This window comes from Mesorhizobium sp. M7A.F.Ca.CA.002.04.1.1 (assembly GCF_004022805.1).
Lineage (GTDB): Bacteria > Pseudomonadota > Alphaproteobacteria > Rhizobiales > Rhizobiaceae > Mesorhizobium > Mesorhizobium ciceri.
Map to the genome: position 1 here is coordinate 1 of NZ_RZPL01000277.1, position 6698 is coordinate 6698.

Sequence of the window (6698 nt, forward strand, 5' to 3'; positions counted from 1 at the left end):
GCCGCCCGACTGATGGGCACGAAGAAGGCGCTTGCCATATTGCCAGCCGGCACCATGAACCTGTTCGCACGCGGGTTGGGCATTCCGCAGTCGCTCGACGGGGCGCTGAAATCCTTCGCCGACGGCGAAATCATTGCTGTCGATGTGGCGACGGCCAATGGCCAACCTTTCGTGCACCAGTTCTCGATCGGCATGCACGCGAAGATGGTGCAACTGCGCCAGAAGATGGAGTTCGGTTCGCGGTTGGGAAAGATCCGCGCCTCGGCCAAGGCGGCTTGGGCAACGATCAACAATCCACCTGCGATGAATGTGACGCTCAGCATCGGCGATGCCGAAATGGCGGCACGCATCACCGGCATCGGCATCACCAACAACTTATTCGGTGAAGGCCATCTGCCTTATGCCGACAATCCTGCGGGCGGCGTGCTCGGTGTCTATGTCACGGTGGCGAAGCAGCGCGCCGAACTGGTCAAGTTCTTCTTCAACATGGCGCGCGGCAAATGGCGCGACAACGAACATGTCGAAATCCACCAGACAAACAGAACGGTGCTGAAAATCCATTCGGGCAGCCGCAAATTTCGCGCCGTCATGGACGGCGAACTGGTCAGGCTTGACCGTGAAACGGTAATCGAGATTCAGCCTGGCGCACTGAATGTATTGGTTCCGGCGAGCGCGGCCCAGTCGAGAGCCGCCTGATGAGGTGCGGCGCAACGGACAGGCCCGCTTTACCCGGCAGGAGCCTGCTCGGTGGTGTTGGGCGGTGTGGGGACATGCTGTTCATCGCTGTTAGGCGCCTTGATCAACACACCATAGATCTCGGCAATGCCCCATGCAGCAAACACCAGAAGCAGTGCGGCGATCAGGATCCGAAATCCATGCCAGCCCCATCGCCCCTGCCGCGCCTTGTTTTCTGGAATGATCTTGGCCATGCTCGATCCCTGTCTCATTCTGCACCAACTGGCGCGCCCGGCAAATCATGGTCGGGTAACGGTTCCTCGCTAGGATGGTTCCGGAAAAGCGTGCTGGCCTTGCACCAGCGCAAGCATGCGGCGACGAAGACCGGGACGAGGCAATTGGGGTGATTGGCAAGACGCAAACAGCACCCGATCTGCCGGCCGAAGTTGCGCTAGCAGTCATGGATATCGACCGGCTGGCCGTGCTGCACGGATTGGAGATGCTGGATACGGCGGCCGACCCCGATTTCGACCGCGTCAGCAGCCTTGCCGCAGCGGTGATGCAGGTGCCGATGGCCCTGGTCACACTCGTCGACCTTGAACGGCATTGGTTCAAATCCTGCTTCGGCCTGGACGAGACCGAAACCGCGACCAACGTCTCCTTCTGCGCCCATGCGATTGCCGCCGGCGACGAGCCGATGGTGGTCGTGGATGCAACGGCGGACCCCCGTTTCAAGACCAACCCGCTGGTCACCGGAAAGCACCATGTCCGCTTCTATGCCGGCGCGCCGATGATCGTGGCAGGTGCCCGCATCGGCACGCTGTGCGTGCTCGACCGCGAGCCGCATGGTTTTCCATCCCGAACCGAGCTCGACCAGTTGAAGGCGCTCGCCGGCCTGGCCGCCAGCCTGTTCACCCTAAAGGACGCAACCCGCAGCGGCGCGATCGCCGAGGCCGCACTTGCGCGCGAGGAAAAACGACGCGCCATCGCACTCGATGCGGCCTCGCTCGCCAGCTGGGCATGGGATATCCGCACCGATGTCATCGAATGCGACACATTGATGTCGGAGCTGTTCAACCTGCCGCGCTCCAACCGGCTGCGCGCACGCGACATCCTCACCGCCATCGATCCGCGCGACGTCTACCAGACCGAAACCCGCTTTCGCGACGCCTTGACCGGCAGCGACGACTATTTCGGCGAATACCGGGTGAAGGGCTTTCACCCGCCGCGCTGGCTCGCCACGCGCGGCCGTGTGATCGAGCGTGACGGCGACGGCAAGCCGACATTGATCTTCGGCGTCAATTACGACATCTCCGAGCGCAAGCTCGGCGACGAACGGCAACGGCTGCTGCTGCGTGAACTCAACCATCGCGTCAAGAACACTCTGGCGACCGTCCAGGCGCTGGCAACCCAGACCGTGCGCCATGCCCGCCAGCCAAGCCAGTTCCTCGAGGCCTTCGGCGCCAGGCTTCAGGCCTTGGGCATCGCCCACAATCTGTTGTCGGACCGCGAGTGGCGTGGCATCGGCATCAGTGAACTCGTCCAGATCGAGGTCAGACCTTTCGAAACGGCCGAGCAGCCGCGCATGACGATCTCCGGCGACGACCTGCTGCTGTCGCCCGACCAGGCCGTCGGGCTTGGCCTGATCCTGCATGAACTCGCCAGCAACGCGCTGAAATATGGCTCGCTGTCGGTGCCGTCAGGCAGGGTCGACCTCGGCTGGAGGACGCAAGGCAGGAAGGATGCCCGGCGTCTTGTGCTGACCTGGCGCGAAAGCGGCGGGCCGCAAGTCGCTCCGCCGGATCGGCAAGGCTTCGGCTCTATCCTCATTCGCCGCAGCCTGGCCAAGGTCATTTCCAGCGAAGTGACCCATGAATTCCGGCCGGAAGGCGTGTTTGCCGAAATATCGATGCCCCTGGAAGAGCTGTCGAAGTGATCTCCCAACAGCTCTATGTCCGCTCGCTCTCATCCGGATCGTCGGATTTCACATTCTCGCGGTAGATGGCGTAGGCCGCGAGCGCCACGGCCGGCCCCAGAATGGCGCCGAGACCGCCTTTTCCCTTGAGCAGGCTCGGCAGCACGGCGAGTGCGGCGGTGACGCCGATCGCCTTCATGTCGGCATTGCGGCGCTGCGCCCGGCGCCGGGCGCGCGAACCTGCGGATATCCGGTAGATCAGCAGGATAAGTCCGGCGAGCACTAGGAAACCGGCGCCAAACCCGAGCGCGGCGGCAAGCGAGCCGTAGCGCATCGCCGTCCAGATATAGGCGGCCCCGACCAGAAAGCCGAGACCGCAAAGCGCAGCGGCCATGGCGATCACATAGACGATTGCCGCCGTGCGCGCCCGGTGAACGGCGGCCACGGTTTCCCCCGAGGCGAGGCCCGAGATCAGGGTTGCCAACATTCCCATCTGTAGCGCGACTAGCGACGCGCGATGAGCGCGAAAAGGAAGCCGACGCCAGCGGCGATTGCCAGTGACGTCACCGGCTTTTCACGCACGCTTGCCATCATCTGCGCTTCGATGTCCTTGGCATTGCTGCGCAAGCTGTCAAAGGCTGCTTCGCCCTGCGCGCGCAACTGCTCGACCCCTTCTGTCGCTGCACGGCGCGCGGTGCCATAGCCATGCTCGCCGGTCTTGGCCAGTTGTTTGGTGAGCTTGTCGATGTCGGCCTTCAACTGCCTGATGTCGGCTTCCAGGTCCGCATTTGCACGGGCGTCGGTTGCGGTCTTTCCTGCGGCAGTGGCCATGGCTTAACTCCTTGTGATTGCTCGGTTTCAAACGCGCTGCGCACCTCATGGTTCCGCCACTGCGGACAAAGTAGCCGAAAACGCATCGGCGCGCACCCGATCCGCCGGCTTCGCAAAAAGACGCTTCCTCAGATTAGTGGCCGGCGCGCCTCGCCCAGCCCTTCCCAGCCGGCGAGCCGCTTGAGCCCTTCATTGTCGGAGACCGCGCAGCCGCCGTCGCGCCAGACGATCAGCTTGCGATCCATCAGCTTGCGGATCGTCTTGTTGGTGTGAACCAGCGACAGGCCGAGCGTATCGGCAATGTGCTGCTGCGTGATCGGTATCTGGACGGATTGGCTGCCATTCAGTCCGACGACCTTGGCCCGGCTGCCGATGAAGGCGATGAGATAGGCGGCGCGCTCGATCGCACTGCGGCGCCCGAGGCTGAGCAGATTCTCGTCCAGCATCCGCTCCTCGCGCGATGCGATCCAGGTGATGTCGTAGGCCAGCCCGGGATGATTGCGGTACAGCTCGTGCAGATATTCGCGCTCGAAAACACACAGCAGCATCGGTGAGAGTGCCTCGACGGAATGCTGCATCTCGCCCATCACACTGCCTTGCAGGCCGATCAGATCCCCGGGCATGAGATAATTGAGGATCTGGCGACGGCCGTCCCGCAGCAGCTTGTAGCGAAACGCCCAGCCGGAGAGCACGGTGTAGAGATGGGCGCTATGGCTTCCCTCCACCAGCACCGTGTCGCCCTTATCGACCGCGAGTTCACCCTTCTTGAATTTGCTGATGAAGGCCAGCTCCTGTTCTTCGAAGTCGCGGAAAACCGGCAACGGCCGCAATGGGCAGTTCTCGCAAGGATATTGGCGGCTGGAGAAAGCGTTATTGTTCTGGACTGACATTTCGCCCCCTTCGAAAGCCCGCTCGACCCCCTTCGAAAGCCGCTCTTGGAGAGCCGCGTTTCAACGCGTTGCAAGGATTGAGGTTCCGCCCGCTGGCCACATGTCTTTTTTAAATGACATCAAGCCAATTAGCGATCATGACTCCGGCGTTTCAAGGAGTCTTTGCCTGTGCCCACATTGCTTGACGGATTGCGGATTCTCGTTTTGGAGGACGAATTTCTCATCGCCATGGATGTCGAGCAACTTTGCCGCGATCATGGCGCCGATGAGGTGGTGATCGCCCGTGACCTGACCGAGGTCGATGGCCGGGAAGTCGCCACGCGATTCGATGCAGCCATTGTCGACTTGATGCTGGGCGGCGCCTCGACGATCGATTTCGCTTCCGGGCTGCGCGCGGCAGGCATACCTTTCGTGTTTGCGTCCGGCTATTCGGATGCCGATGAAATCAAGGCATCGTTTCCGGGCGTCAGGCTGGTTGGCAAACCCTACTCAGGCGAAGACCTGGTGCAAGCGGTCGCGGCGGCCTGCGGACGCGCTTGAGACGCGATCGCGGTCAGCTCGCCGGCGAACTCGTTACCTGGGCCGAAATCGCGTCCGGACCATACTCGTCCTCACCTGATATTTTCAGGATCTCCTGCAAGCGGGTACGGGCTCGGCTGACGCGGCTCTTGATCGTCCCCACCGCGCAGCCGCAGATCTCCGCGGCCTCCTCGTAGGAGAAACCAGATGCGCCGATGAGGATGATGGCTTCGCGTTGGTCCTCCGGCAACTGCTCCAGCGCCCCGCGAAAGTCCTTCAGGTCGAGTTGACCGTGCTGGGCCGGATGAACGGCAAGCCTGGCCGTCATGATACCGTCGCTGTCCTGCACTTCGCGCCCGCGCTTGCGCATTTGCGAATAGAACTCGTTGCGCAGGATGGTGAAAAGCCAGGCCTTGAGATTGGTGCCGGGCTGGAAGCTCTCATGCTTGTCCCAAGCCTTGACGAGTGTTTCCTGGACGAGGTCGTCGGCTTTATCGGCATTTTGCGTCAGCGACACGGCAAACGCGCGCAGACTTGGGATTGCCCCAAGCAGATCAGTCTTGAAGCCTTGTGAGACCGCGGCCATGCCTCAGTCCTTCTTCTGTGCGGGTTCAGCCTGTTCCAGTTGGCTAAGCAACTGGGAAAAGCGATCCGGCACATCGTCGGAGACCAGCGCGTCGTAATATTGTTTGAGTTTGCGTCCGATTTCGGAGTTCGGCCCAAGAGCGTCACCAGAACCGTTCCGGCGCCTGCTCTCGGCGCCAGTCAGAATATCTTTCGTCATATCCTTCATTTTGCCCTTGTATTCCCAGCGCTCAAGCCGCTCTTACCGTACTCAACACAACGCAAGCGGCGCCCTCGTCTGGTTGCCCATCCCCACCACAAACGCCACTCCCCGGCTTTTGTTCCGTCGAGGTGGAACTTTTTCAAAAAATCCGCGTTATCACGGCTTGCAGTCAGCTTGACCTGCTACGCAATCGCGTCATTCTGAGGGAGACGTCTTACCATGAGCTTATCCGCCACCATCGCACCACATCTGCCCTTCCTGCGCCGCTTCTCGCGGGCTGTTTCCGGGTCGCAAGAGAGTGGTGACGCGCTGGTCGCTGCGATGCTTGAAGCCATCATCGCCGATATCGAGATATTTCCCGAAGCATCGAGCGACCGCATCGCGCTGTACAAGGTTTTCGCCAAGCTTTTCACATCGGTCGCCATCCGCGTTCCACAGGAACAGGCGCAATCGGCGTGGGAACAGCGCACCGCCGCCAATCTGAATGCGATCGCGCCGCGGCCCCGTCAGGCCTTCCTGCTCGTGGCGGTCGAAGGCTTCAGCGAGGAGGAAGCGGCTGAGATCCTTGACGTCGGTGACCAGGAGTTTTCAGAGCTGCTTGCGCAGGCGAGCAACGAGATATCCCGTCAGGTGGCAACCGACGTTCTGATCATCGAGGATGAACCGCTGATCGCCATGGATATCGAAGAAATGGTCGAGAGCCTGGGGCACCGCGTCGTTGGAACGGCGCGCACCCATGCCGAGGCAGTGATGATGTTCGGCAAGACGCGGCCGAAGATGGTGCTGGCCGACATCCAGCTTGCCGACGGCAGTTCCGGCATCGAGGCCGTGAACGAAATCCTGTCATCGACGTCGGTGCCGGTCATCTTCATCACCGCCTTCCCCGAGCGCCTGTTGACTGGGGAACGACCGGAACCGGCCTTCCTGGTCACCAAGCCGTTCAATCCCGACATGGTCAAGGCGCTGATCAGCCAGGCACTGTTCTTTGACCGGCAGGCGAAAGCCGCCGCATAGTCGGGAATTGGGAGTGGAGGAATTGACGAACCCAAGGCGATAGCCTCGCTCCCGAATCTCTCCCTGT

10 protein-coding genes are annotated in these 6698 nt (G+C 61.6%); 4 read left to right on the forward strand and 6 right to left on the reverse strand.

Going from position 1 to position 6698, the window contains the following annotated elements; translation table 11 throughout:
• Positions 1–696, forward strand: a 696-nt coding sequence (locus tag ENZ75_RS16090; RefSeq protein ID WP_128278179.1) for a diacylglycerol kinase family protein, incomplete at its 5' end; no start/stop codon positions are given.
• A gap of 29 nt (positions 697–725) precedes the next feature.
• On the opposite strand, the gene ENZ75_RS16095 is transcribed toward ENZ75_RS16090, so the two are convergent.
• Positions 726–929: a hypothetical protein gene (locus tag ENZ75_RS16095; RefSeq protein WP_013529290.1), complete on the reverse strand. Its 204-nt coding sequence runs from the start codon at positions 927–929 to the stop codon at positions 726–728.
• Between the two features lie 206 nt (positions 930–1135).
• Between ENZ75_RS16095 and ENZ75_RS16100 the strand changes: the two genes are divergently transcribed.
• On the forward strand, positions 1136–2611 hold the full coding sequence (locus tag ENZ75_RS16100; protein WP_063170350.1) for an HWE histidine kinase domain-containing protein: 1476 nt from the start codon (positions 1136–1138) through the stop codon (positions 2609–2611).
• Between the two features lie 13 nt (positions 2612–2624).
• Here the strand turns inward: ENZ75_RS16100 and ENZ75_RS16105 are convergent, their stop codons facing one another.
• The 3 genes from ENZ75_RS16105 to ENZ75_RS16115 form a co-directional block, all read right to left on the reverse strand.
• The gene (locus tag ENZ75_RS16105; protein WP_013529288.1) at positions 2625–3083 is read right to left on the reverse strand and encodes a hypothetical protein; all 459 of its coding nucleotides are present in this window, start codon (positions 3081–3083) and stop codon (positions 2625–2627) included.
• 11 nt (positions 3084–3094) lie between these two features.
• Positions 3095–3421, reverse strand: coding sequence for a DUF883 family protein (locus ENZ75_RS16110; protein WP_013529287.1), 327 nt, complete (start codon positions 3419–3421; stop codon positions 3095–3097).
• Between the two features lie 128 nt (positions 3422–3549).
• Positions 3550–4311, reverse strand: a complete 762-nt coding sequence (locus ENZ75_RS16115) for a Crp/Fnr family transcriptional regulator (protein WP_027163153.1) — start codon at positions 4309–4311, stop codon at positions 3550–3552.
• Between the two features lie 168 nt (positions 4312–4479).
• Here ENZ75_RS16115 and ENZ75_RS16120 point away from each other — a divergent pair, with 168 nt between their 5' ends.
• On the forward strand, positions 4480–4851 hold the full coding sequence (locus ENZ75_RS16120) for a response regulator (protein ID WP_027163154.1): 372 nt from the start codon (positions 4480–4482) through the stop codon (positions 4849–4851).
• A 13-nt stretch (positions 4852–4864) separates the two neighbouring features.
• Here the strand turns inward: ENZ75_RS16120 and ENZ75_RS16125 are convergent, their stop codons facing one another.
• Both ENZ75_RS16125 and ENZ75_RS16130 read right to left on the reverse strand, forming a co-directional pair.
• The gene (locus tag ENZ75_RS16125; protein WP_013529285.1) at positions 4865–5416 is read right to left on the reverse strand and encodes an RNA polymerase sigma factor; all 552 of its coding nucleotides are present in this window, start codon (positions 5414–5416) and stop codon (positions 4865–4867) included.
• A 3-nt stretch (positions 5417–5419) separates the two neighbouring features.
• Positions 5420–5623 (reverse strand): NepR family anti-sigma factor, encoded by a 204-nt coding sequence (locus tag ENZ75_RS16130; RefSeq protein ID WP_032809255.1) that lies wholly within the window; start codon positions 5621–5623, stop codon positions 5420–5422.
• A gap of 213 nt (positions 5624–5836) precedes the next feature.
• Here ENZ75_RS16130 and ENZ75_RS16135 point away from each other — a divergent pair, with 213 nt between their 5' ends.
• Complete coding sequence (locus ENZ75_RS16135; RefSeq protein WP_013529283.1) at positions 5837–6631, forward strand: response regulator; 795 nt, start codon at positions 5837–5839, stop codon at positions 6629–6631.
• Positions 6632–6698: the final 67 nt, after the last annotated feature.